Genomic DNA, 24,837 nt, shown 5'->3' with positions numbered 1-24,837 from the left:
TGGAGAGTAAAAATTAAAAGGGGGAGGTCTCTCCCCCTTTTATGTTATAATTGACCTAAAGGAGGAGATAATGAAAAAATTTTTAATTTTCTCAATTATTTTTATCTTGCTATTCTCAATTAATATTCTTACAGTTTCTGCCAATAACTTAAGAGAGGTTAAATTTATACCCGTTAATCCTCAAGTTGATAATTTAATAAATAACAATAACGCAAATTGGGAGATTTTGATTGATAATACAGGAGGAAACTTATTAATATCTGGTGATAGAATTTACATTGAATTTCCTTCTGGTTTTGATTTAACATATAGTAATTTTGTTTCTTTGATTCCAATAACTGCAAGTGGAATTTCTGCAACAGGTAGTGGAGTCATCATAGGTGGATCACAAATTATTATACCAATAACTTCTAATCAGACATCACTTGGTAGTTTTAAAGTGAGAATTGGTGGTGTAAGGAATCCTTCAACACCCTCAGGAACATATATGGGTAGGGTTTGGACAACCACTTCAACAGGAATTATTCTTGATGGACCAACTTATTCTCAATCAATTTTAATTGTTTCTGCTACTCAACCACCTCAATCTACTATTTCAAAAGTTGAAATAATTCCAAATTTAGTTAATTTAAATGTTGGTTCATCTCAACTTTTTATTGCAAGAGCTTATGATATTTATGGAAACATTTTAACAAATGTTAACTTTTATTGGAGCGTACTTCCCGGGACTGGAAACGGAATTATAAATCAGAATGGATATTTTACTTTAACTTCTTTTGGTTCTGTAACTATAAAATGTGAGGTTTTAGGAACAAATATTTTTGGCTTAGCATATGTAAATTCATATTACACTTATCCTTATCCATACTATCCATATTATATAAGTAATTTAATTATTACACCAAATAATGTAAATTTATCACAAGGAGCAACTCAAATTTTCTCAGCACAAGCATTTGATTCTCTTGGAAATCCTATACCAAATTTAACATATATATGGACAGTTTTTCCAATATCTTCTGGCACCTTTACTGTTTCCCCTGATACAAAAAATTTAAGTTTCACTTTAGGATCTTATTATGGTGTTGTAACTATAAAATGTGAGGTTTTAGGAACAAATGTTTATAATTTTGCTTATATAAATTCTATACAGCCAAATTTTATTGATAAAATTATCATTACACCATCCAATGTATATCTTTCTTATTCAAATCCAATTCAAACTTTTAAAGCAGTTGCCTATGATTCAAGTGGTAATGTTTTATCAGGAGTTACATTTAGTTGGAGTTTAAACCCATCTGTTGCAGGTAATTTAACTATCTCTTCTTCTGATACATCTCTTGCAACATTTTATTTAAATTCCTCATTTTCTGGAACTGCAATAGTTTCATGTTCTACAAGTTATGGATCTCCTCCTAAAATAATTTATGGTTATGCAACAATATCAACAATTCAACAACCATATCCACCTTATTATCCATATATAAATACAATAGTAATTACTCCTCAAACTACTACAATGTCAGTTGGTGAAACAAAAATTTTTACTGCTCAAGCATATAACAATTTTGGAAATCCTATATATGGTTTAACATACAATTGGACAATTATCTCAGGAAGTGGATTTATAACACCATCATCAGATTCGTCAACAATTTATTTTACATTAACAGGTGGCACATCTGTAACTCTTAAGTGTGAAGTTATCTCTTTAGGTTTAACTGGATATGCATATATAAATTCTTATGTTCCATTAACTCCTCCAATTTATGGTGTGAATGTATCTGTTTATCCCCCTATTGCAGGTTATATAGCCTCATATATTATTTCATTTAATATTTCTTCATATTCACTAAATTTAGGAGATTATATTTTATTAACATTTCCAAATGATACATATCTTCCTTCTTTTATTTCACCTCAATATATCACAATAAATGGAATTCAATTAAACTCATACCCAATAATTTATCTATCATCTAGATCTATTCTTTTGTATCTTCCAACAAATGTTCCACCAAATGGACGAGTAGATATTGCTATATCGTATTTTGCGAATATAAGAAATCCTTCATCTCCTGGAAATTATACTTTAATAGTAACAACAAATAAAACACCAAATCCAACTATTTCAAATCCATATAGTATTCAATGAAAAAACTGGTAATTTTATTAATTTTATTTCTTCTTTTTATTTCATGTGAAAAGAAGCCCAAAGATAGTGTTTTAAAGGGAAGGGTATTAGATGAAAATGGTTCACCTATTTCTGATGTTGAAATCTTAATCTTAGAGAATGGATTAAGTTTCAAAACTCATGAAGATGGAACATTTTATATAAGTTATCCTTTTGAAAAAAGAACATACACACTTTTATTTCATAAAGAAGGATTTGTGGATGAAGAGAAAAAGGTTGATTTAATTGATTCTGAAGAAGAAATAGAGGTTGTGTTAACATACAATACATTCGAGAAGATAACAAAAAAAGGAACAATTTTAATAGGTACCTCATTGAATGACAAACCTCTTTCTTATAGTGAGGGTGGTAAAAAACTTGGTTTTGAGGTTGATTTAATAAGAAAAATTTCAGAAATGCTTGCATTATCTCCTACAATTTTGAGAATTGATAAAGACAAACTCTTAGAAAGTTTAATTAATAGAGATATTGATTTAGTGATATCTGGAATATCAGAGAAAGACATAAATTTTGAATTAAAAGAAAAATTGATATTTTCTAGACCATATTTTATTGATGGATATGTGATTATAGTTAGGGATAATGAAGAAAAAATAAAAGACCTTTCAACACTAAACGGAAAAAGGGTTTATTTAACAGAAAAAAATTTAATAGATGTAGTTAAAAATTTTTCTCCAAATATAAAAAAAATTGAAGTTGAAACATGTTTAGAGTATTGTCTTGAAGATTTAGAGAGAGTTGTTGCTGATGCAATTATTACAAAATTTTCAACTGCTTCCTATTATGCTAAAAGATATAAAAAAATAAAAATAGTTGATTTTGTATATGATATGAAAGGCTATTCTATTATCTTAAGAAAAGAAGATGAAGAAATATTAAAAAAAATTGATGAAATTATTTCAAATTTAATTGAAACTCAAGAATTCTATAAGATTTATAATAGATGGTTTTATCCTCTTGACAAATTTAAAGTGAGTTAGTAAAATAAAAAAAATGGTTGATAAGAGGAAGGATAAAGATATATCAATTATAATTGTTCCTCATGGAAGAGGTAAAGTTAAAATAATAAAATTAAATAGAATTTTATATTTCCTTTTTATATTTTTTATCGTATCATTTTCAATTACTTTAACTTATTTTATAATCGATTACACTAAATTAAGAGAGAGTTTTAATATTCTTGCTTCAAAAAATCTATATAATCTTTCTGAAGTTAAGGATAAACAGATTGAAATTTTAGAGAAAAAAGTAAATGAACAATCAGCAAAAATAGATGCCTATTTTGAATATATTGCTTATCTTTCATCTCTTGATACTGAGATAAGAAAACTTGCAATGATACCAGGTGCTCCTGTTAACATAAACAAATTAATTGAAGAAAAGAAAAAAGAATACACATATACATTAGAATCTTTAGCTGCAAAAGTGGATGAAAATGATAAAAAAATAAAAGCATTTGAGAGTAAATCTAAAAGTGTAGAATTAACTCTCCTTGTTCTAAGAGAGTCAACAAAAGAATACAATTCTATTTTAGAGCATACACCAAACATTTGGCCTGTTGTAGGTCCAATTATGTCATATTATGGTTGGAGAATACATCCAATTACAAAGAAGCCAGATTTTCATAAAGGAATAGATATTGATGCAGTTGAGGGAACTCAAATTGCTGCTGCAGCATCAGGGGTTGTTACAAAAGTTGGATGGAATGGTGGTTATGGATTAGAAGTTGAAATTTATCATAGAGATGGAATAGTAACTGTTTATGCTCATTGTTCAAAAGTTTTGGTAAATGTAGGTGATGAAGTTAAAAAAGGTCAAGTTATTGCTCTTGTTGGAATGACAGGAATTGCTACAGATCCACATTTACATTATGAAGTAAGAATAAACGGTGTTCCAGTAGATCCAACATCTTATCTTCCTGGACTTGAAAATAGATAAAGATTGACAATCGAGAAATTTTGTTTTATATAAAATTATATATTTTTATTAATTAATTTTTCTAAAAGGAGGTGAAAAAGTAATAAAAATTATTATTTTAAACTTTAAAAATTTTAAAAACTTTTAAAAGGAGGGTATTGCTATGTCAAATGGTACACAACAAGTAGGTTGGGTTATTTACCCAATTGGCAGTAAGCCAAGATGGGGTCTTGCATTTTTCTTGGGTTTCCAGCATTTCTTAACAATGTTTGGCGCAACAATTTCAATTCCTCTTCTTGTAGGAAATGCAATGGGATTTCCACCAGATCAACTTGCAATTCTTATTGCAGCAGTATTTTTAAATTCAGGAATCACAACATGGTGTCAGCAACTAATTGGTAATAAATTACCAATTGTCCAAGGAGGTTCATTCTCATTTTTAGGTCCAACATTTGCAATTATTGGAATGGTTCAAGCACAAGGTGGAGACTGGAAAATGTGTATTCAGCATGTTGCTGGCGCAATTATGTTTGCTTCTTTCTTTGAAATTATTCTTGGTTATTCAGGAATTATGGGTAAAGTTAAAAGACTTATTGGTCCTCTCTCAATTGGTCCAACAATTACAATGATAGGACTTGCTCTTTACTCAGTAGGTGCTCCATATATGGCAACTAACTGGACAATTTCATTAATTACACTTATTGCGTTAATTGTTTATTCTCAAGTTTTCTCAAGAAAGAGTAGATTCTTCCTTCTCTTTCCAGTTATATCAGCAATTGCAACTGGTTGGATAGCAGCAGTTATTGGAACATTGACAGGATTAATTCCAGAAGGTAATGCTGCAAACTTAACTCAAGCATTCAAAAATATTGCAGAAGCACCTTGGTTCACAATTAAACCATATATTCCATTTAGATGGGGTTTCCCATCAAATACAGGTATTTTAGTTGCAGGTTCATTTGGAATGCTTGCTGCATATCTTGCATCAATGGTTGAATCAATTGGAGATTATCACTCTTGTGCAAAAATTTCAGAGGCACCACCTCCAACTGAAAGAATGATTTCTCGTGGTCTTGGTGCAGAAGGAGTTGGATGCTTAATAGCAGGTATACTTCAGTCAGGAAATAGTTCTACATCTTACTCTGAAAACATTGGAGCAATAGGATTAACAAGAGTTGCTGCTCGTAGAGTTATTAGAGCAGGAGCAATAATAATGCTTATATTACCACTTATTGGTAAACTATTTGCAGTCTTTGCTTCACTTCCACAACCAGTTGTTGGTGCAATGTATGTTGGACTATTTGGTTTAATTGCAGCAGTTGGATTAAATAACCTTCAATATGTTAATCTTAATAACTCAAGAAACCTCTTTATTTTAGGATTATCACTATTTGGTGGTCTTTCATTCCCAGCAGCCTTCTCTCCAATTAGAGATAGTTTTTCAAAGAAATTAGCAGAACAAGGTGCATCTTTTGGAGTAGTTTTAGGTTTAATTGTCTTCACAATTCTTTCAACACCAATGGCTGTTTCTGCAATAATTGGTATTTTACTTGATAACCTGCTTCCTGGTGCAACAAGAGAAGAGAGAGGATTTGGATATTGGGAGAGAGAAGCAACAGAAGAAGCATGGCAGAAAGCAGAAGCTGAATGGGCAAAGATGAAAGAGGGTGAAGAAAGAAAACTTGCTGGATTCGAAGCATCACAACAATAAAGTATAAAAGTTTTATAAGGGCAGGGAGTAAGTATCCCTGCCCTTTTTATTTTTAGGAGGGAGATTTGGATAAGAGAAGTCAAGGAATTTTTACCTTTTTTATGATTTTTTTCACAATTCTAACTGTATTTTTAATATTTACTGCAGGAACAGATAAATCACCTTTTAGAAAATTTACTGACAATATATGGATTGATATTATTGCTGCTTTGTTAAGTGGTGCAACAGTTCTTTTTATGAGTTTTTATTATTCAATGTTAATTGAAACAAAAGGATTTGAAGAAATTATTAGATTAAATATAAAAAAAATAAAGAAACTTAAAGATAAAGGATGGAGTGATGAGAATATTGCAAAAGATATTTTAAAGGCATTAAATATAAAAAAGGGTTATAGATACAATTATGCATATAGAAAATTAATTTATCTTTTATCAAAACTTGATAAAATTAAATTAGAAAAAGATGAAGTATCTTAATTTCTATTATTATTTAATTGCCGGTATTTTTTTATTTGGACTTGTTTTTTACAACTGGTTAAAACAAAAAGATTACAGAAAAATTATTTCAAAATTTAATGAAAAAGATATTCTTCTTAAAACTTTTGGTGTTAAATATTTTGGGAAAGAGTCAGAAAAAGGGAAAATATTAAATTCAGAAGGCTTCATGATTTTACTTAAAAATGGACTTTATTATGTTGGAAGTTTTGATAAAAGAGAAGTTTTTATTCCAAAAGGGAAAATTTTTTCAATAGCAATTACAGATCATCACAAGGGTGAAATTCTTGAAAAAGAATGCCTTGCCTTCTATTTTGAAAATGAAAATGGAGAAATAGATAGAGCAGCTTTTTCCATTCCATATCCAGAAATTTGGGTAAAAGGAATAAAAGAAAACCTTATTTTAGATAAATTTTTTAGCATCAGAAGAGAAATTTTAAGTGAAGAAAATTTGTATTAAATTGTTGACATTTAAACGATTAATAATTATAATTAATTTATTAAGGAGTATAGTATGGAGAAAAAAGAGAGAAAAGAAATTGAGTTTAAAATGGACATAGATAGAATTGGTAAGGTTGCGCTTCTTCTTTCAATGTCATCAGATGAAGAAGAAAATGAAATAAAGAAAAAAATTCTTGAGTCTACAAATTATAAGGTAGGAGTAACAAGGGTCGCAGGTTTTGCTTCAGAAATTAGAAGAAAATTTGCACCAGCAGTTTTAGGTGCAGCACTAAATTGTAATGTAATAAATAAAACAACACCCGAAGTTCATGCTTTACTTCATGCATCTCTTGAAGCATTAAATGCAATAATTCATAGCGAATCACTTGATTCCTCTCTTTCATTAAAAGTTTCTGTTGTTTCTGATGGAAAATGGATTTGTGTTGGTATTTTTGGTGATTCTGCATTTTATCCTATTACAAATCATGAAAAAAGTGCATTAGGAATAATGCACATTAAATAATAATAAGAGGTTATCTTGAAAGTAATTGAAGGAAAAGAGAGACAATTAATAATTGTTGGTTTTGGAGATTATATTTTTGATGGAGAATATTTTTTGCATTCTACTTTTAAGAATTCAATTAATTTTTATAATAATGATAAAATTTTAACAATTGGAAACAAGAGTATTGGAAATGGTCCAACAAATATAATTTTTAACGATATCTCTCTATTTAAAAGATGTAAATCTATTATAAAAGAAAATAAAAAACTTTTTATTTGTGATTTAGAATTTACACTTCAAGAAGATAAAATTTATAATTCGCGACTCAAAGTTGAAAAATTTGATTATAAAAAGTTTTATTATAATTTAAATTTGTTTGAGACTTATCTTATATTAATTTCTAATGGAAAAGGACTTTCTCCTTTATTAACTAATAACTTTTCAGATGATAACTCTTTATTTTATAAATTTATACTTAAAATTAAAAGTGGAAGTGAAAAAATTTTTAATGGTGATTTAATTGATGGAATAAATGAAATAAAAGGTGTAGGAGTTGGTTTGACACCAAGCGGTGATGATTTTATTTATGGATTCATTACTGGAGTAAACATAATAGAGATTCTATATAATAAAAATTTGGATTATCTTAAAAATTTAATATATGAGAGCGCCAAAGGAGAAAATTTAATTTCAAATAATTTTCTTTTTTTAGCAAGTAGGGGAATGTTTTTTGAAAAAACAAAAAAATTGATTTATTCACTCTTTTTTGAAGATGAGAGAGAGATTTTAGAGCGTACTAGAGATATACTCCAGATTGGTGAAACATCTGGAGTAGATTTTAGTGTAGGTTTAATTTTAACGCTTAAAAAAGGAGGAGAAGATGTATGTAAAAGGTTTAATTAAAAGTGGTGAATATTATGATTCAGTAACTCTTATGCTTGTTTCAAAGGATGCCTCATCACTTCCTGGAGTTATTGAAGCAGCTGTTGTTATGGGAACAAAAGAAAATAAATCTATACTTCAAGACTCTCAAATGCTTCTTCCAGAGTTTGTAAATGCAAAAGATACAGATTTAATTATTGCAGTGAAAAGTGAAGACGAGAGAGTGGCTGAGGAGAGTGTAAATAAAATTGTTGAGATGCTTAAGAAAAGTAAGGAGAGAATCTCAGCAACTACTGAATTTCTACCAAAAAGTATTGAAGGTGCTCTTCAAATTATGCCAGATGCAAATCTATGTTTGATCTCAGTGGCAGGAAGGTATGCAGGTGATGTAGCTATGGATGCTCTTAAAAGAGGACTTCATGTGATGATATTTTCAGATAATGTCCCAAAAGAAAAAGCAATTGAAGTAAAAAAATATGGTTATGAACATGACCTTCTTGTTATGGGTCCAGATTGTGGAACTGCAATTATAAATGGCGCTCCATTGGGTTTTGCAAATGTTGTAAATAGAGGAGATATTGGGATTGTTTCTGCAGCAGGAACAGGCCTTCAAGAGGTTAGCACAATAATTTCTAATAATGGAGGCGGAATTTCTCAAGGAATTGGAACTGGAGGAATTGATGTTAAAAAAGAGTATGGTGCACTCTCATTTATGAAAGGTATTGAAGCATTAAAAGATGATCCAGAGACAAAAGTTATTGTTTTAATTTCAAAACCACCACATCCAGAAATTTTAGAAAAGATTGGAAGTTTAACAAAAACAATTAAAAAACCAATAGTTGGAATTTTATTAGGTGCAGATCCAGAATTAGTTAAATCAATTGGGGCAATTCCTGCCCCAACATTAGAAGAGGGAGCGCTTCTTGCAGTTAGCATATCTAAGGGTATACCAATGGATAAATTTAAAAAAGAATTACAAGAAAAAGAAGAAGAGATCAAAAAACTTGCAGAAGAGTTATCTAAAAAATTAAAACCAACTCAGAAATATTTTAGAGGTTTCTTCCAAGGAGGTACCCTCACCTACGAGACTCAGGTTATTCTTAAAGATTTTATTGGGTTTGTCAATTCAAATGTTCCTCTTGATGAGAAATACAAATTAAAAGATTCTTGGAAGAGCGAGGGCCATACTGTCATTGATTTTGGAGAGGATGAATTTACTGTTGGTAGACCACATCCTCAAATTGATTTTAGTTTAAGAAACAAAAGATTAATTGAAGAAAGTAAACTACCTGATGTCGCGATATTTTACCTTGATGTAGTGGTTGGTTATGGTACAAATCCAAAACCAAAAGAAGATCTTGTTCCCGCATTAAAAGAAGCGATGAAAAACTCAAATGCACTTTTTGTTATAACTGTTTGTGCAACTGATAAAGATCCACAAAATAAAAAGGATTTAATTCAAGGATTAAAAGATGTAGGTGCCATTGTATTTGAATCAAATGCATCTGCAACAAAATTTGCAGGTTATGTATTAAAGAAAATAGGAGGTTAATTATGGCGGTTAGTGATTTATTTAAAAAAGAATTAAAAGTTATAAATGTTGGGTTAGTTTCGTTTAAAGAGAGTTTAGAACAAACGGGTTTTAAAGTGATTCAAGTGGACTGGAAACCACCAGCAGGTGGTGATGAAGAAGCACTAGAGGCACTAAAGAAACTCATGAATTTAGGAAAATAAGGAGGTAAAAGATGAATATAAATGAATTTTTAGATTTAATGAGCAAGGTAAAAGTGTATGATTTGACTCAACCTTTAAGTGTTCATACACCTCCATGGCCAAGTTATGTTCCCCTTTCTATTCAATATTTTAAAAGAATCGCAGGTGCACATATGGGACAAGGTGCAAATGGTCAAATAATTACTATGAGTCATCATGTCGGAACTCATATGGATGGTGAAATACATTTTTATGGACATGGAAGATCAATAGGAGAAGTTCCAATTGAAGAGTGGATAGGTCCTGGAGTTGTTGTTGATATATCTGATGAAGTTGGTGATTATGATTTGTATTTTCCAGAAATGCTTGAGAAAAAAGTTGAAATTAGACCAGGTGATATTTTGATTATAAACACTGGATATCATAAATATGCATGGTATGAACCTGAAGCAGATGAAGTAAGATATTTTGTTAAACATCCTGGGCCAGGTCCTGGATTTGATGAGTGGGCTCTTAAAATGAAATTTAAATGGATTGGTGTTGATTGCGGAAGCGCAGATCATCCCATGAATACAATAATAAGACAGTGGCACCCAAAAGCGTTTCAAGAGGCAGAAAAAAAACTAAAGGAAAAATATGGAAAAAGTTGGGATGAAATGTTTCCACCTGAAGTATATTATCAAATTATGCATCTCAAACTTTTCCCAAAAGGTTTAGTTCATGCAGAAAACCTTGGTGGTGATATAGATAAAGTTAAAAATAAAAGAGTTTGGATTGGGTGCTTTCCATTGAAAGGGATGGAATTTGAATCCTCTCAATGTAGAATTATTGCAATTGAACCATAAAAACAAAAATTAAAAGGAGGTTAAAATGGTAGACATTGAAAAGGCAAATCAAGAGGCTCTTAAGAGACTTCTTGATGCTCAACCTGTATGGGTTGATGTTCAGAGAGCAATTGATGTAATACCTGGGATGAAGAAAAACATGTTTCTTCATGCAGGTCCTCCAATAACATGGGATAGAATGTGTGGAGCTCAAAGGGGAGCTGTTATCGGTGGTATCCTTTATGAAGGATGGGCAAAAACTCCAGAAGAAGCAGAAAAATTAGCAGCATCAGGAGAAATTATATTTGAGCCTAATCATCATCATAGTGCAGTTGCACCAATGGCTGGAATAATTACTCCGTCAATGCCAGTTATTGTTGTAGAAAATGAAGCATTTGGTAATAAGGCTTTCTGTAACTTAAGCGAAGGTATAGGAAAAGTTTTAAGAATGGGTGCATATTCAGAAGATGTAATAGCAAGACTTAAGTGGATGGAGAATGTGTTTTTCCCAGTTTTACAAAAAGCAATAAGAAAAGCAGGAAAGATTGAATTAAAACCTATAAACGCAGAAGCATTAACAATGGGTGATGAACTTCATAATAGAACAAGGGCTGCTTCATATCTTCTATTTTCGAAACTTGTTCCATATCTTCTTGCGACTATGGAAGACTTGAAAAATACAAATGATTCAATAACATTTATTCAGCAAAATATTCACGCTTACCTTCCTTTTATTATGGCAAGTTGTAAAGCAAGCATTGAGCCATGTGAAGGGATTGAAGGAAGCACAATGGTAACAGTTATGACAAGAAATGGAACTGATTGGGGAATAAGAGTTTCAGGAATGGGGAATGAATGGTTTATAACTGAATCACCTATTCCAGATGTTCTTCTTTTCCCTGGATTTAAGAAAGAAGATGTTGGTCGTGATATGGGTGATAGTGCTATTATGGAGACAATAGGTCTTGGAGGTTTAGCAATTGCTGCAGCACCAGCAATAATTAAATTTGTTGGTGGAACAACTCAACTTGCTATTAAGAAAAACCTTGAGATGTATGAAATAACAATAGGTGAAAATAATTCATATCTTATTCCATATTTTGATTTCAGAGGTACTCCAACTGGAATTGATATAAGAAAAGTTGTTGAGAAAAATTTAACCCCATTTATTGATACTGGTGTTGCTCATAAAGATCCTGGAGTTGGTCAAGTTGGTGCAGGACTTCTTGATGCTCCAATGGAGTGTTTCAAGAAGGCTCTCATTGCATTTGCTAAAAAATATGCTGGTTAAAAATTATTAAAATAAAAGGAGGTTTTATATGAATAATGAAAAATTTATTGAAACTTTAAGTAAAGCAAAACTTTATGATCTAACTCAACCTTTAAGTATTTTTACTCCACCGTGGCCCCATGATAAAGCACTTGAAGTTCATTTCTTTAAAAGAGTAACAGGTGCTTATGGTGGAGGACAGGGTGCAAATGGTCAAATTTTAAACTGGAGTAACACAACTGGTACTCATCTTGTTGGCGAAACAGCATATCATTCAGGTGGTAGAGCAATTTCAGATATTCCACTTAAAGAACTTTCGGGTCCAGGAGTGATTGTTGATATTTCAGATATGGTATCAGATTATAGCATAATTACTCCAGAAATGATCACGAAAAAAGTAAATGTAAAAGAAGGAGATATTCTTATTATTTACACTGGTTATAGCAAATATTCATGGGAAAAACCAACATCTTCTGAATTTGGATATCTTGTAAGACATCCAGGACCAAATATGGAATTTTTCGAATGGGCAATGAAGATGAAGCTTAAATGGGTTGGAATTGATGCTGGTTGTATAGAACACCCTATGAATACCCCAATAAGATATTGGCATGCAGGTGAATTTGAAAAAGCAAAAGCAAAGTTAAGAAAAGAATGGGGTAAAGAGTGGGATGAGATGTTTCCACCAGATGAATATTATAAATTAATGCACATTAAAGTTCCAAAATCACATCTTGTTTTTGTTGAAAGCATTGGTGGTGATGTAGATAAACTTCTTAATCAAAGAGCATGGATATTTGCAGGTGTAATTCCATTTATGGAAACAGAGGCATCATGGGCAAGAGTTGTTGCATATCAAGCACCAGAAGGAATGGATAATGAAGAATTCATTAAAATGATGGAAGAGATGGAACAATATGATCTTACAATTCCATTTTCTGTTAGAACACCACAATGGTTAAATTATGAACCACTAAGTGTTAGGTTCTTTAAGAGAGTTGGACAACAACAATTTGGTTTAGGAAGAAATACATCAATTTGCAATGCAAGTATTCACCTTGCAACACATATGGATGGAGAAAAACATTTCTATCCAGCTGGAAGAACAATTGGTGAAACACCGCTTGAAGAATGGGTTGGACCAGGTGTAATTGCAGATATTTCAGATATGGTAAGTGATGTCAGTGTTTATACACCAGAAATGATAAAGAAGGTCGTTGATATAAGGCCAGGCGATATTTTAATAATTAAAACTGGTTGGCATAAATATGGATGGAATTCACCAGATTCTGACGAATTTAAATATATGGTAAGACACCCTGGACCATCACCAGATTTTGCTCAATGGGCATTAGATATGAAAATTAAATGGATTGGAGTTGATGCAGTAAGTGCAGATCATCCTATGAACACCATTATGAGAATATGGCATCCAAAAACTTTTGAAGAAGCAAATAGAAAACTCAAAGAACAATTTGGTAAAGATTGGGATGAAATGTACCCAATTGATGAATTTTATCAAGTGATGCACCTTAAACTATTTCCAAAACATCTTGTTCATGCAGAAAATCTTGCAGGTGATATTGCTCACCTCCCAAGTGGTAGATATTATCTTGGCTGTTTTCTTGCAAAAGCAATGGAAGCAGAATCAATGTGGGGTAGGTTTATTGCTTGGAAGATGAAATAATTTAAAAAGTAAAGCGGAAGGATTATACAAATCCTTCCGCTTTTTTTATTTTTAAGGAGGAGATATGTCAGGAGTAATTTCACATGAATTTGAATATTTAAAACCTAAAAATTTAGATGAGTTAGTTGATTTTCTTACTCAATATAAAACAAAAGCAAAAATTCTTTCTGGTGGAACAGATTTAATTGTGAGAATTAAAGATGGTTTTGAATCTCCAGAAGTTTTAATTGATATTAAAGGAATAGGCGAACTCAAAGAGTTAAAATTTAATGGAAACTCACTCTTTATTGGTGCATCTGTGACTTTTAATGAATTAATCGATTCAGAAGTTGTAAGAGAGCGCTATCCACTTTTATGGGAGGCCTCAAAGAGTGTAGCATCAACTGCAATAAGAAATAGGGCAACACTTGTTGGTAATATTTGTTCTGCAGTACCTTCTCTTGATTCTGGCCCTGCACTTTTAGACTATGAGGCAGAGGTTATTTTAAAAAGCAGAAATGGAGAAAGAAAAGTAAATATAAATGAATTCTTTTTAGGGCCAAGGAAGACAGTTTTAAAAGAGGATGAATTTGTTTATGGTGTTTTGATTCCTTTTATAAATAGAAAAAATGGTAGTGCGTATGTAAAGTTAGGAAGATATAATGGTGAAGATCTTGCTCAAGTTGGGATTGGTATTCTTGTTGTTGAAGGAAAAGAATATAGAGTTGCACATTGTGCTGTGGGTCCAGTTGCTGCAAGAGCAAGAAAAGTTGAACAACTTTTAAATGGAAAAGATTTGAATGACTCATTGATTGAAGAAGCAAAAAAGTTAATTGTTGAAGAAATTTCACCAATAACAGATATAAGAGCAACAAAAGAATATAGAATTCATATGGCAAAGATTATGCTTGAAAGAGGACTTAAGGCAGCAGTTGATAGATTAAATGGTAAAGGTCCAAAGTATGGAGAGAGATTAATTTAGGAGGAGAAGATGAGAAAAATATCTTTTATTTTGAATGGAGAAAAGAGAAGTGTTTATGTTGAACCTAATGATTTATTATTGGATGTTTTAAGAGATAAACTCGGAGATAAAACTCCTAAATATGGTTGTGGAAGAGGCGATTGTGGTACATGTACAGTTTTATTAAATGGTAAATCTGTTAGAAGTTGTCTTATTTTAGCAGTTGAGGTTGATGGACAAGAAATTACAACTCTTGAAGGAATTTCAAAGGGTGGTTTAACAGAACTTCAAAAATACTTTTTAAAACACAATTCATTTCAGTGTGGATTCTGTGCTCCAGGGATGATTGTAACATTAGAAGAATTTTTAAAGAAAAATCCAAAGCCAGATGAAGAAGAAGTTAAAGAGGCAATCTCAGGAAATTTATGTAGATGTACAGGTTATGTTCCAATTATTAGAGCAGTTATGGATTATGTAAAAAATAAATAGAGGAGGTTAAAGATGGAAGAATTAAAATTTGTTGGAAAAGATATACCAAGAATAGATGAGAAAGAAAAAATAACGGGAGCAGCAAGATATGTTGATGATCTTGATTTTGGACCAAATCTACTTTATGCAGAAATAGTTGAATCACCTTATCCACATGCTCTAATAAAAAAGATTGATACAAGTGAAGCAGAAAAAGTTGAAGGAGTTGTGAAGGTAGTTACTGGAAAAGATTTTCCATTCAAATTTGGTCTATACATGAAAGATAGATACATTTTTGCTCAAGATAGAGTTAGATTTGTTGGAGAGCAAGTTGCTGCTGTTGTTGCAAGAGATCCAAAAATAGCCCAAAAGGCTGCAAAGTTGGTTAAAGTTGAATATGAACCCCTTCCAGCAGTATTTGATCCACTTGAGGCTATTAAAGAAGGAGCACCAATTATTCATCCAGAACTTGGTCAATATTCTCATGTTCCATGGTTTTTCCCTAAGGGTGGAACTAATATTGCACATCATAGAAAAGTAAGAAAAGGAGATGTTGAGAAAGGTTTTAAAGAAGCAGATTATGTTTTCGAAGATACATATAAAATTCCAAGATATGCTCATTGTTGTATGGAAACTCATATTTCAGTTGCATATTATGATCTTTCAGGAAGACTTACACTGTGGAATTCTTCACAATCTCCTCATGTGCAAAAGGCTCTTATTGCAGATGCATTATCACCTCTTGGTATTACAGAAAAAGATGTAAGAGTAATAACACCATATGTTGGAGGAGGATTTGGTGGTAAAGCAGGAGTAACAATGGAAGTTATTGCTGCTGCTCTTGCAGTTGCTTGCAAAGGAAATCCTGTAAAAGTTAGATGGAGGAGAGATCAAGAATTTTATAACACATACATGAGACAACAGGTAATTTCGAAAATAAAAGTTGGGGTTAAAAAAGATGGAACTATAACTGCTTTTCAAATTGAGAATTTCTGGGATGCTGGTCCATATGTAGAATATGGTGCTAATGTTGTTAATGCTTCAGGTCTTTCTGCAACAGGACCATATAGAATTCCAAATGTAAAAATAGATTCTTATTGTATTTATACAAATCTACCTGCAGCAGGACCTTATAGAGGTTTTGGATACTCTGAAATGCTTTTCTCAGTTGAATCACATATGACAAGAATTGCAAAAGCAATTGGCATGGATCCAGTTGAATTTAGAAGAAAGAATGCTATAAGAGAAGGAGATTCTCTTGCCTATGGCGCTCCAATGAATCCAAATGGACTCATTGAGGCAATTGATAAGGTTGCTGAAGAGATTGAATGGGGTAAAAAAGAGGAGTCTAAGGATCCTAAAAAGGCTATTGGAAAAGGATTTGCTATTTTCTGGAAGGCACCTGCGATGCCTCCAAACGTTTCAACAACAGCATTTTTAAAGTTTAGCGGGGACGGAAGTGTTAATATTCTTGTTTCTGGTATGGAAATTGGGCAAGGATATCATACAGCAATGGCTCAAATTGCTGCAGAAATTTTAACAATTCCAATTGAAAAAATTAGAGTAGAACTTCCTGATACAGATAGAAATCCATATCACTGGCAAACTGTTGCATCACATGTTACATGGGCTAGTGGTAATGCAGTTAAAAGAGCAGCACTTGAAGCAAGAGACAAAATATTTGAAGTAGTATCAAGAGCATATCATTTTAATAAAGACTCACTTTATCTTGAAAATGGTAAGGTAAAATGTTACTTAAAACCAGATTTTGAATTAGATCTAAAAGATTTTGTTATTAATGGAATTATGAAAGAAGATGGATATTATGTGGGACAAAATATTGTTGCAAGTGGTCAATTCTTTGTAGATTTTTGTTCAGCATTACAAGATCCAGAAACAAGCCAAGGAGGACATCCAAATGTTCATTATACAGTTGGTGCTGCTGCTGTAAAAATTGAAGTTGATAAAGAGACAGGAAAGGTTAAAATTCTTAAGGCTGTGGAAGCAATAGATTGTGGAAAAGCAATAAATCCTCTCAATGTCAAAGATCAAATTATAGGAGGTTTATTACAAGGACTTGCAACAGCACTCTATGAGGATATGAGATTTGATAAAAATGGAAAGATACTAAATCCAAACTTTACAGATTATAAGATTCCAACATCTCTTGATATTCCTGAGGAAGTTGTACCAATAATTGTTGAGGTTGCTCAACCAGACGGACCATTTGGTGCAAGAGGTATGGCAGAGCATCCAATGATCCCTGCTGCTCCTATGATTGCGAATGCAGTTGAAGACGCTGTTGGTGTTAGAATAAAAGCACTTCCAATTACAGCAGAGAAAATTGCTCTTGCTTTAGCAAAGGGTGAAAAGGAGCCAGATTATTACTGGCACATAATGAAATAAAACAAGGGGTCCTCTAAGGACCCCTTAAAAATTTTAAATATTATGGAAAAACCAAAAATAATTATTGAACTTTATCTTGCATCTCCCCCAACTTTTAAATGTAAGGAGATGTTAAGAATTGCTGAGGAAGTTAGCGAAGAATTTCCTGAAAGAGTTTTAATTAGAATATATTATAAAGGTCAACCTATACCAGAAGACTCATCTCCTGGATTTAGAGCAAGTTTAAAATCAATTGGTATTCCTACAATTTTTATTGATGGAATATGGGTTGCCTCAACTAATCCTCCTCCATATGAAAAAGTTAGAGACATTGTTAGTGAACACATAAAAATGATTGATGAATATTTTGAAAAACATGGAAGTTAAGTTTTATTGTCCTCTCTGTAAAAGTGAACTTTTAGAAAAAGAAGGAGTTTATAAGTGTATTTATTGTGGAAAAGAAGAAAAAAGTGAGTATATCTGTCCAAATGGACACTATATTTGTGAAGATTGTAGAATTTTAAACCAAGAAGATATAACTATTAAATTTTTAAATTATACTAAAGAGGGAGATATTTTAAAAAATTTGAACCTTTTATTAAGACATCCATCATTTAATTTTTTTGGAAAAGAGCACCATTTTGTTCTAGGGCCAGTTGTTTTAACTTCTTTAAATAATAAAGGGATGTTAAAATGGGATTCACGAAGAAATGTTGCATTGATAAAAAGGACTTCATTTATGCCATACGGAATTTGTGGAACTATTGGAACATGTGGGGTTTGTTCAAGTGTTGGAGCTACTCTATCAACTTTACTTAAAGCAACATATTTAAGTGATAAAGAAAGAAGTATAATTTTGAGAGCAACAGGAGAGTGTCTTGAAGAATTAGGAAAAAGAGGTGGCCCAAGGTGTTGTAAAGAATCAATTTATGTTGGTTTAAAAATTTTAGAAAAATATTTTAAAGAGTTGTTTAATAGAGATTTAGGTTTACCTAAAGAAATTATATGTGAATTTAGTGAAGATAATAAAGAGTGTAAGAAAGAAAGATGTGAATTTTATGGGGGATAATTTTAGATTAATAATTGATAAAATTTTTGATCCAGCAAAACATTATGCTTTAGAAGAAGCAATGATGAGACTAATGGATGAAAATGACTCTTTTCCAAATACTCTTAGATTGAGAAGAGTTAAAAGAAGTGTTCTTATTGGATTTTTAGAAAATCCATATGATACTGTAAATGTAGATATTGCATTAAAAAATAGAGTTAAGATAGTTAGAAGGCATAATCTTGGTGGTACAGTTTATCAAGATTTAGGAAGTTTTATGTTTACATGTTTATATAGAAACGGTACTTTCTTATCAAAATTGAGTGAAGAAGAAACTTATAATGAATTTAGTAATTTAATTATATTATTTTTAAAAAAATTTGGAATTGAAGGAAAAAGGAGAGGATTAAATGATGTAGTAGTGAATGATAAAAAAATTTTTGGCTCCTCTTTTACAAAGATTGGAGATTCTATATCTTATACTGGTACAATTCTTGTTGATATGGATCTCGAGTTTTTATCAAAAGTTTTAAAATTTATTAAACCTAAATTTTCTGATAAAAATTTTAAGAGTTTAAAAGATGCTTTAACAACTATTTCAATTGAGTTGAATAGAAAAGTTAAAATAAAAGAAGCGTATAAAAATTTTATAGATGCTTTTAAAGAAAAATTCAATGTAAGTTTATTTAAAGGAAAAATTACAAAAAAAGAAAAAAAATTAATGTTTGAACTTTATAATAAAAAGTATAAAAATTGGGAATGGACTTTTGGAGAAGAAAAAGAATTTGAAGAGATTTATACTAAAAAAATTAGGAGTGGCTTAATTATATTAAGAGGAAATTTCCAAGAAAAGATAGAGAAAATAAAAATTTATGGAGATTTTTTAATTGCTGAAAGAGAAAAAATTGAAGAGTTAGAAAATAATTTAAATATGAGAAGTTATGATGAGGCAATAAATATAATAAAAAGTTTAAATTTAAATTCAGAGTTGCAAAATGGACTAATTGAGATTATAAACGAAATAAAAAATAAAAGGGGGTAGAACTACCCCCTTTTAAATTACTTTTTTTAAATTTCAAGTTTATCTGGAACAATAAGTTTTTCGTTTCTTTTAATCAATTCTTCTGGTGCTTCCTTAAAGAATCCTCTCATTACTTGTTGGAGATAGTTATCTCTTATCTCTTCTTCCCACATCTTTTTTGTAAGATAATAAATTTTTGCTCCACCTAATTCATGTTGATAGTCTGGCCATGGATATGTTGGAAGAGCCATTCTGAGTCCACCTAAAACCCATCCATTGTAACTTTCGAATGTTGCCCAAAATTCTTGCTGATGGCAAACCTCAAAAGTATACCATGCTTTTGAATAAAAAAGAACTGCTCCAGCATTAATTTGTCTTTCAAATGTCATTGTATGAAGTGAAATATTTATATCTTCATTCATAAGTCTTCCATTTGCAATTCCTAGAAGTTTTCCGTCATGAAGACCTACAAAGAAATACTCATCTTTCATTCTCTTTCTTTTTATTGCAAGAAGTTCTGCAAAAACTCTTGCACCTACAATATCATAAAAATCATACTCTGCATCAAGTGTTAATTTGAGGAAATTTAAAACTGGGTCAATTTCTTCCTCTTTAATGGGTCTTATTAAAACTTGAAATTTATTTCCCTCTTTATTTGTAATCTCTGTGTAATATGGTTTCATTGGGGGTGCATTTAATGGTGCTTGTAACATTCCCTCAAGCCACTCAGCATCAAATGTGTACTCAGACTTTCTTAATTTTGTTGGGACTTGCTTTTTCATATGTTCCTCCTTAAGTTTTTAAATATAATATAATATAACACTAAAAATTATTATATGTTTAAAAATTAACATTTCAAGAGAAAATTTTTCTCTTGACAAATTATTTTCAATTAGATAAAATTTTATAGGCATTAATGAATCACAATATCTTTGAAAGGAAGGTGACCTATGGGGGTAACACCTAACGAGATTGGCATTGAGTGGGAGAGGGTTTATGCAACAAGAGCAAAGAGTATGAAGGCCTCAGAGATTAGAGAACTTTTAAAAGTCGCAAAACAGCCAGGAGTGATCTCTTTTGCAGGTGGTTTTCCTGATCCGACACTATTTCCAGCAGATGAGATTAATGAAGTTACAGATTTTGTATTAAAAAATTATGGAAAAGATGCTCTTCAATATGGAGTTACAGAAGGTCTAAAAGAGTTAAGAGAAACACTTGTTGCAAGAATGAAAAATGAAGGAGTTGATATTGGAATAGATAATCTTATTATTACAACTGCATCACAACAAGGATTAGATTTAGTTGCAAAAGTATTTATTGATCCAGGAGATACTATTATAGTTGAGTCTCCTTCATATCTTGGTGCCCTTCAAGCATTTAATGCATTTGAGGCTCAATATGTTGATATAAGAATAAATAAAGATGGAATGGATACAGAAATTCTTGAAGAAACTTTAAAAGAATTAATTTTTAAAAAAAGAATTAAGCCAAAATTTATTTATACAGTTCCAAATTTCCATAATCCAACTGGAGTTACTTTATCTTATGAAAGAAGAAAAAGATTGATTGAAATTTCTGAAAAATATCAAATACCAATTATAGAAGATGATCCATATGGTGAGGTAAGATTTGAAGGCGTCTCCATACCATCACTTATTTCAATGAATAGGACACATGTTATTACATTAAGAACTTTTTCAAAAATTTTATCACCTGGTTTAAGATTAGGTTGGATTGTTGGAGATCCTGAAGTAATAAGGAAAATTGTTATTGCAAAACAAGCGGCAGATTTATGTTCACCATCAATAACTCAGTATATTGTTAATGAATTTTTAAAAAGAGGTTATCTTGAGCCGTATCTTGAAAAAGTTAAAGTTCATTATAAAAAGAAAAGAGATGTAATGATTGAATGTATGGAAAAATATTTTCCAGAAGAAGTAAAATTTACAAGACCAGAAGGTGGGTTATTCATATGGGTCACATGTCCAAAATCAATAAATACTGAGGAACTATTTTATGAAGCAATAGAGGAAAAGGTTGCGTATGTAATAGGTGCATCATTTTATGCTTATAGAAATATACATAACTGTATGAGAATTAACTTCTCACTTCCAACACTTGAACAGATTGAAGAAGGTATAAAAAGATTAGGAAATTTACTTAAAAGAAAATTAGGTAAATAATTTTAAAATTAAATTAATTTTTGAGGAGAGATAAAACTCTCCTCTTTTTAATTTTTTATATAATTTAAATAATGATTAAAAAAGTTTTATTAATGAATCCCCCAATTGGTAAATTTCAAAGAGGAGAAGAAAGGTGTCAGGCAGACATTGAAGGGGGTAGTGCAATTTCTATAAGACCTCCAAATAATCTTCTATATCTTGCTTCTATCTTGAGATTATACAAAAAGGAAGTAATTGTTAGAGATTATCCAGTTGAAAAAGATAAAAGTTTTGAAAAAGATTTGAAAGAATTTAACCCTCAAATGATAATAATGAGTATAACCACAGGAACAATTGAAAAGGATTTAGAAATTTTTAAACTTGTTAAAGAGTATGACAAAAATATAATTACAATTGCAGAAGGTGCTCATTTTATAACAGCACCCTTGTCTTCTTTTAATAAAGAAATTTATAAATATTTAGATTTTGCTTTTTATGGTGAAAGTGAATATGTTTTGAAAAATTTTTTAGAAGTTTATGAAGGAAGCAAAGATTTAGAAAAAGTTAAGGGATTAATTTATAAAAAAAATGGATTTTGGATAAAAAACGAAAACCCGCCATTTATAGAAGATCTTGATTCTCTCCCTTTTCCTGCAAGGGATCTTATTAGAAATGAACTTTATAAAAACCCCGATACAGATAAACCAATTGCAACAATTCAAGCATCTCGAGGTTGTCCTGGAAATTGTATCTATTGTCTTGCTCCGATAGTTTCTGGCAAAATTGTTAGAAAAAGAAGTCCTAAGAATATAGTGGATGAAATAGAAGAGTGTGTTAAAAAATATAAAATTGATAATTTCTTTTTAAGAGCAGATACTTTCACTATTGATAAAGATTGGGTTATTGAGATTTCAAAGGAAATAATAAAAAGAAATTTAAAAGTGAAGTGGGTTGCAAATTCAAGAACAAAACCAATTGATAAAGAGATGTTATTGTGGATGAGAAAGTCGGGTTGTTATTTAATTGCATTTGGTCTTGAATCTGGTAGTGAAAAAAGTTTAAAACTTATGAAAAAAGGAGTGAGTGTAGAAGATAATTTAAATGCTGTTAAACTAGCAAAAGAAATTGGTTTTAAAATTTATTCTTTTTTTATAATAGGATTTCCATGGGAGAATGAAGATGATATAATGGAAACTATTAACTTTTCTTTAAAAATTCCATCTGATTTTGTTGAATTTCATATTGCAACTCCTTATTATGGAACAGAACTTTATAAAATGATGAAAGAAGAAAATTTGCTTCAAAATGATATAGAAGGTCACAACTATTTCTCAAATCCAATTGGTGGAACAAAATATTTAACTCGAGAAAAAGTTCTTTCTTTAAGAAAAAAGGCTCTTCTAAAATTTTATTTAAGACCAAATTACATATTTAAAACATTAATTAGACAAAATCCAAGAACTCTTAAAAATTATATTTATTATGGATTTAAACTGGTAAAAAACTCTTTATTCTAATAGATACTTGGAAGTTTTATACCCTTCTCTTTTGCAAATTTTATAGCATCTTCATATCCTGCATCTGCGTGTCTTACAATACCAATTCCAGGATCACAAGTTAAAACAAGTTTAAGTTTTTTATCAGATAGTTCAGTTCCATCTGCAACAATGACCATTCCAGCATGTATTGAATAACCAATTCCAACCCCTCCACCATGATGAATTGCAACCCATGTGGCACCTGAAACAGCATTTAAAAGTCCGTTTAAGATTGGCCAGTCAGCAATAGCATCTGATCCATCTTTCATTCCTTCTGTTTCTCTATTTGGTGATGCAACAGATCCTGTGTCAAGATGATCTCTTCCAATAACAATTGGTGCTGATATTTTACCTTTCCTTACAAGGTCATTTATGATTAAACCAAACTTTTCTCTTTCTCCATAACCAAGCCAACAGATTCTTGCAGGAAGTCCTTGAAATTTTACTTTTTCTCTCGCCATTTTTATCCATCTAACGAGATGTTCATCATAACTAAACTCTTTTATTACAACTTCATCTGTTAAATAAATATCATTAGGATCTCCAGATAAAGCAACCCATCTAAAAGGTCCTTTACCAACAAAAAATAATGGCCTAATATAGGCTTGGATGAAACCTGGAAAAGAATATGCATCTTTATACCCTGCTTTAAAGGCTTGTCCTCTTATATTATTTCCATAATCAAATACAACTGCACCTCTTTTTTGAAATTCAACCATAGCATTAACATGTTCAATTATAGATTCATAAGAGAGTTTAATGTATTCTTCTGGTTTTTCTTTTCTTAATTTAAGAGCCTCATTATAATCAATTTGATATGGAACATAGCCATTTAATTCATCGTGTGCAGATGTTTGATCTGTAACAACATCTGGAATTATTCCTCTTCTTAAAAGTTCTTTATAAAGAATTACAGCATTAGTTAATACACCAATTGATCTTGGTATTCCTTTATTTTTCGCCTCTTCCATTAATTTAATCGCCTCATCAATAGACTCTGTATAATATTCAAGATAATTAGTTTTAATTCTTCTTTCAATTCTATTTTTATCCACTTCTGCTATTATACAAACTCCTTCATTCATTGTAATTGCAAGCGGTTGTGCTCCACCCATTCCTCCAAGACCTGCAGATAAGACAAATTTTCCTTTTAGAGAACCATTAAAATGTTTTTTTGCAACTTGAGCAAAAGTTTCATAAGTCCCTTGTAGAATTCCTTGAGTACCAATATAAATCCAACTTCCTGCTGTCATTTGACCATACATTGTAAGACCCATTGCCTCAAGTTTTCTAAATTCATCCCAAGTAGCCCATTTTGGAACAAGCATTGCATTTGAAATTAATACTCTTGGCGCAAATTCATGGGTTTTAAAAATACCAACTGGCTTTCCAGATTGAATTAAAAGAGTTTCATCATTTTCGAGTGTTTTTAATGCCTTTACAATATTCCAAAATGCCTCCCAATTTCTTGCTGCTTTACCAGTTCCACCATAAACTATAAGTTCTTCTGGCTTTTCTGCAACATCAGGATCAAGATTATTCATAAGCATCCTTAATGCTGCTTCTTGCCCCCAACCTTTAGTGTTTAATTCTTTTCCTCTTGGTGCTCTTATCTCTTTATACTCATTCATAATTAT

The 24,837-nt window shown here is 31.0% G+C and carries 23 protein-coding genes; 21 read left to right on the top strand and 2 right to left on the bottom strand.

The genetic code is table 11. The annotated features are described in order from the left end of the window. Nucleotides 1-70: 70 nt before the first annotated feature. From QMD25_01380 to QMD25_01290, 19 genes are all read left to right on the top strand, one after another. On the top strand, nt 71-2,155 hold the full coding sequence (locus tag QMD25_01380; protein MDI6860654.1) for a hypothetical protein: 2,085 nt from the start codon (nt 71-73) through the stop codon (nt 2,153-2,155). Further along, nucleotides 2,152-3,174, top strand: coding sequence for a transporter substrate-binding domain-containing protein (locus tag QMD25_01375; GenBank protein ID MDI6860653.1), 1,023 nt, complete (start codon nt 2,152-2,154; stop codon nt 3,172-3,174). The genes QMD25_01380 and QMD25_01375 overlap by 4 nt, the downstream gene beginning before the upstream one ends. A gap of 13 nt (nt 3,175-3,187) precedes the next feature. Beyond that, on the top strand, nt 3,188-4,132 hold the full coding sequence (locus tag QMD25_01370; GenBank protein ID MDI6860652.1) for a M23 family metallopeptidase: 945 nt from the start codon (nt 3,188-3,190) through the stop codon (nt 4,130-4,132). Nucleotides 4,133-4,274: 142 nt separating this feature from the next. Then, the gene (locus QMD25_01365; protein MDI6860651.1) at nt 4,275-5,822 is read left to right on the top strand and encodes a solute carrier family 23 protein; all 1,548 of its coding nucleotides are present in this window, start codon (nt 4,275-4,277) and stop codon (nt 5,820-5,822) included. A 65-nt stretch (nt 5,823-5,887) separates the two neighbouring features. Continuing rightward, on the top strand, nt 5,888-6,298 hold the full coding sequence (locus tag QMD25_01360; protein ID MDI6860650.1) for a hypothetical protein: 411 nt from the start codon (nt 5,888-5,890) through the stop codon (nt 6,296-6,298). Then, nucleotides 6,285-6,776, top strand: a complete 492-nt coding sequence (locus QMD25_01355; GenBank protein ID MDI6860649.1) for a hypothetical protein — start codon at nt 6,285-6,287, stop codon at nt 6,774-6,776. The genes QMD25_01360 and QMD25_01355 overlap by 14 nt, the downstream gene beginning before the upstream one ends. A gap of 54 nt (nt 6,777-6,830) precedes the next feature. Then, a complete protein-coding gene (locus QMD25_01350; protein ID MDI6860648.1) occupies nt 6,831-7,280 on the top strand; it encodes a HutP family protein in 450 nt (149 codons plus the stop codon). A gap of 15 nt (nt 7,281-7,295) precedes the next feature. Further along, on the top strand, nt 7,296-8,165 hold the full coding sequence (locus QMD25_01345; protein MDI6860647.1) for a DUF2877 domain-containing protein: 870 nt from the start codon (nt 7,296-7,298) through the stop codon (nt 8,163-8,165). After that, complete coding sequence (gene fdrA / locus QMD25_01340; GenBank protein MDI6860646.1) at nt 8,143-9,696, top strand: acyl-CoA synthetase FdrA; 1,554 nt, start codon at nt 8,143-8,145, stop codon at nt 9,694-9,696. Before QMD25_01345 ends, fdrA begins: the two co-directional genes overlap by 23 nt. Nucleotides 9,697-9,698: 2 nt before the next feature. Further along, nucleotides 9,699-9,878, top strand: a complete 180-nt coding sequence (locus QMD25_01335; GenBank protein ID MDI6860645.1) for a fdrA domain protein — start codon at nt 9,699-9,701, stop codon at nt 9,876-9,878. A gap of 11 nt (nt 9,879-9,889) precedes the next feature. After that, a complete protein-coding gene (locus QMD25_01330; GenBank protein ID MDI6860644.1) occupies nt 9,890-10,702 on the top strand; it encodes a cyclase family protein in 813 nt (270 codons plus the stop codon). A 25-nt stretch (nt 10,703-10,727) separates the two neighbouring features. Next, complete coding sequence (locus tag QMD25_01325; protein ID MDI6860643.1) at nt 10,728-11,972, top strand: DUF1116 domain-containing protein; 1,245 nt, start codon at nt 10,728-10,730, stop codon at nt 11,970-11,972. A 28-nt stretch (nt 11,973-12,000) separates the two neighbouring features. Further along, on the top strand, nt 12,001-13,638 hold the full coding sequence (locus tag QMD25_01320) for a cyclase family protein (protein MDI6860642.1): 1,638 nt from the start codon (nt 12,001-12,003) through the stop codon (nt 13,636-13,638). A gap of 64 nt (nt 13,639-13,702) precedes the next feature. After that, the gene (locus QMD25_01315) at nt 13,703-14,599 is read left to right on the top strand and encodes a xanthine dehydrogenase family protein subunit M (GenBank protein ID MDI6860641.1); all 897 of its coding nucleotides are present in this window, start codon (nt 13,703-13,705) and stop codon (nt 14,597-14,599) included. A 9-nt stretch (nt 14,600-14,608) separates the two neighbouring features. Further along, the gene (locus QMD25_01310; protein ID MDI6860640.1) at nt 14,609-15,067 is read left to right on the top strand and encodes a (2Fe-2S)-binding protein; all 459 of its coding nucleotides are present in this window, start codon (nt 14,609-14,611) and stop codon (nt 15,065-15,067) included. A 12-nt stretch (nt 15,068-15,079) separates the two neighbouring features. Then, nucleotides 15,080-17,452, top strand: a complete 2,373-nt coding sequence (locus QMD25_01305) for a molybdopterin-dependent oxidoreductase (protein ID MDI6860639.1) — start codon at nt 15,080-15,082, stop codon at nt 17,450-17,452. 42 nt (nt 17,453-17,494) lie between these two features. Beyond that, a complete protein-coding gene (locus QMD25_01300; GenBank protein ID MDI6860638.1) occupies nt 17,495-17,818 on the top strand; it encodes a hypothetical protein in 324 nt (107 codons plus the stop codon). Next, a complete protein-coding gene (locus QMD25_01295) occupies nt 17,808-18,500 on the top strand; it encodes a DUF5714 domain-containing protein (protein ID MDI6860637.1) in 693 nt (230 codons plus the stop codon). Before QMD25_01300 ends, QMD25_01295 begins: the two co-directional genes overlap by 11 nt. Then, nucleotides 18,448-19,521, top strand: coding sequence for a lipoate--protein ligase family protein (locus QMD25_01290; protein MDI6860636.1), 1,074 nt, complete (start codon nt 18,448-18,450; stop codon nt 19,519-19,521). The genes QMD25_01295 and QMD25_01290 overlap by 53 nt, the downstream gene beginning before the upstream one ends. A gap of 26 nt (nt 19,522-19,547) precedes the next feature. On the opposite strand, the gene QMD25_01285 is transcribed toward QMD25_01290, so the two are convergent. After that, a complete protein-coding gene (locus QMD25_01285; GenBank protein MDI6860635.1) occupies nt 19,548-20,282 on the bottom strand; it encodes an N-acetyltransferase in 735 nt (244 codons plus the stop codon). A gap of 168 nt (nt 20,283-20,450) precedes the next feature. Here QMD25_01285 and QMD25_01280 point away from each other — a divergent pair, with 168 nt between their 5' ends. Both QMD25_01280 and QMD25_01275 read left to right on the top strand, forming a co-directional pair. Then, nucleotides 20,451-21,683 (top strand): PLP-dependent aminotransferase family protein, encoded by a 1,233-nt coding sequence (locus QMD25_01280; protein ID MDI6860634.1) that lies wholly within the window; start codon nt 20,451-20,453, stop codon nt 21,681-21,683. Between the two features lie 71 nt (nt 21,684-21,754). Then, entirely contained in the window at nt 21,755-23,179 is a 1,425-nt protein-coding gene (locus QMD25_01275; protein ID MDI6860633.1) for a radical SAM protein, read from the top strand. Here the strand turns inward: QMD25_01275 and hutU are convergent. After that, entirely contained in the window at nt 23,176-24,831 is a 1,656-nt protein-coding gene (gene hutU / locus QMD25_01270) for a urocanate hydratase (GenBank protein ID MDI6860632.1), read from the bottom strand. The genes QMD25_01275 and hutU overlap by 4 nt on opposite strands. Nucleotides 24,832-24,837 lie beyond the last annotated feature (6 nt).

It is taken from the genome of Caldisericia bacterium (genome assembly GCA_030018355.1).
Taxonomy (GTDB): domain Bacteria; phylum Caldisericota; class Caldisericia; order B22-G15; family B22-G15; genus JAAYUH01.
This window is presented reverse-complemented; position numbering and strand designations above follow the sequence as displayed.

Coding starts and splice junctions, on each gene's coding strand:
- QMD25_01380 (MDI6860654.1), top strand. CDS start 71: ATGAAAAAATTTTTAATTTTCTCAATTATTTTTATCTTGCTATTCTCA.
- QMD25_01375 (MDI6860653.1), top strand. CDS start 2,152: ATGAAAAAACTGGTAATTTTATTAATTTTATTTCTTCTTTTTATTTCA.
- QMD25_01370 (MDI6860652.1), top strand. CDS start 3,188: ATGGTTGATAAGAGGAAGGATAAAGATATATCAATTATAATTGTTCCT.
- QMD25_01365 (MDI6860651.1), top strand. CDS start 4,275: ATGTCAAATGGTACACAACAAGTAGGTTGGGTTATTTACCCAATTGGC.
- QMD25_01355 (MDI6860649.1), top strand. CDS start 6,285: ATGAAGTATCTTAATTTCTATTATTATTTAATTGCCGGTATTTTTTTA.
- QMD25_01350 (MDI6860648.1), top strand. CDS start 6,831: ATGGAGAAAAAAGAGAGAAAAGAAATTGAGTTTAAAATGGACATAGAT.
- fdrA (MDI6860646.1), top strand. CDS start 8,143: ATGTATGTAAAAGGTTTAATTAAAAGTGGTGAATATTATGATTCAGTA.
- QMD25_01335 (MDI6860645.1), top strand. CDS start 9,699: ATGGCGGTTAGTGATTTATTTAAAAAAGAATTAAAAGTTATAAATGTT.
- QMD25_01330 (MDI6860644.1), top strand. CDS start 9,890: ATGAATATAAATGAATTTTTAGATTTAATGAGCAAGGTAAAAGTGTAT.
- QMD25_01325 (MDI6860643.1), top strand. CDS start 10,728: ATGGTAGACATTGAAAAGGCAAATCAAGAGGCTCTTAAGAGACTTCTT.
- QMD25_01320 (MDI6860642.1), top strand. CDS start 12,001: ATGAATAATGAAAAATTTATTGAAACTTTAAGTAAAGCAAAACTTTAT.
- QMD25_01315 (MDI6860641.1), top strand. CDS start 13,703: ATGTCAGGAGTAATTTCACATGAATTTGAATATTTAAAACCTAAAAAT.
- QMD25_01310 (MDI6860640.1), top strand. CDS start 14,609: ATGAGAAAAATATCTTTTATTTTGAATGGAGAAAAGAGAAGTGTTTAT.
- QMD25_01305 (MDI6860639.1), top strand. CDS start 15,080: ATGGAAGAATTAAAATTTGTTGGAAAAGATATACCAAGAATAGATGAG.
- QMD25_01300 (MDI6860638.1), top strand. CDS start 17,495: ATGGAAAAACCAAAAATAATTATTGAACTTTATCTTGCATCTCCCCCA.
- QMD25_01295 (MDI6860637.1), top strand. CDS start 17,808: ATGGAAGTTAAGTTTTATTGTCCTCTCTGTAAAAGTGAACTTTTAGAA.
- QMD25_01285 (MDI6860635.1), bottom strand. CDS start 20,282: ATGAAAAAGCAAGTCCCAACAAAATTAAGAAAGTCTGAGTACACATTT.
- QMD25_01280 (MDI6860634.1), top strand. CDS start 20,451: ATGGGGGTAACACCTAACGAGATTGGCATTGAGTGGGAGAGGGTTTAT.
- QMD25_01275 (MDI6860633.1), top strand. CDS start 21,755: ATGATTAAAAAAGTTTTATTAATGAATCCCCCAATTGGTAAATTTCAA.
- hutU (MDI6860632.1), bottom strand. CDS start 24,831: ATGAATGAGTATAAAGAGATAAGAGCACCAAGAGGAAAAGAATTAAAC.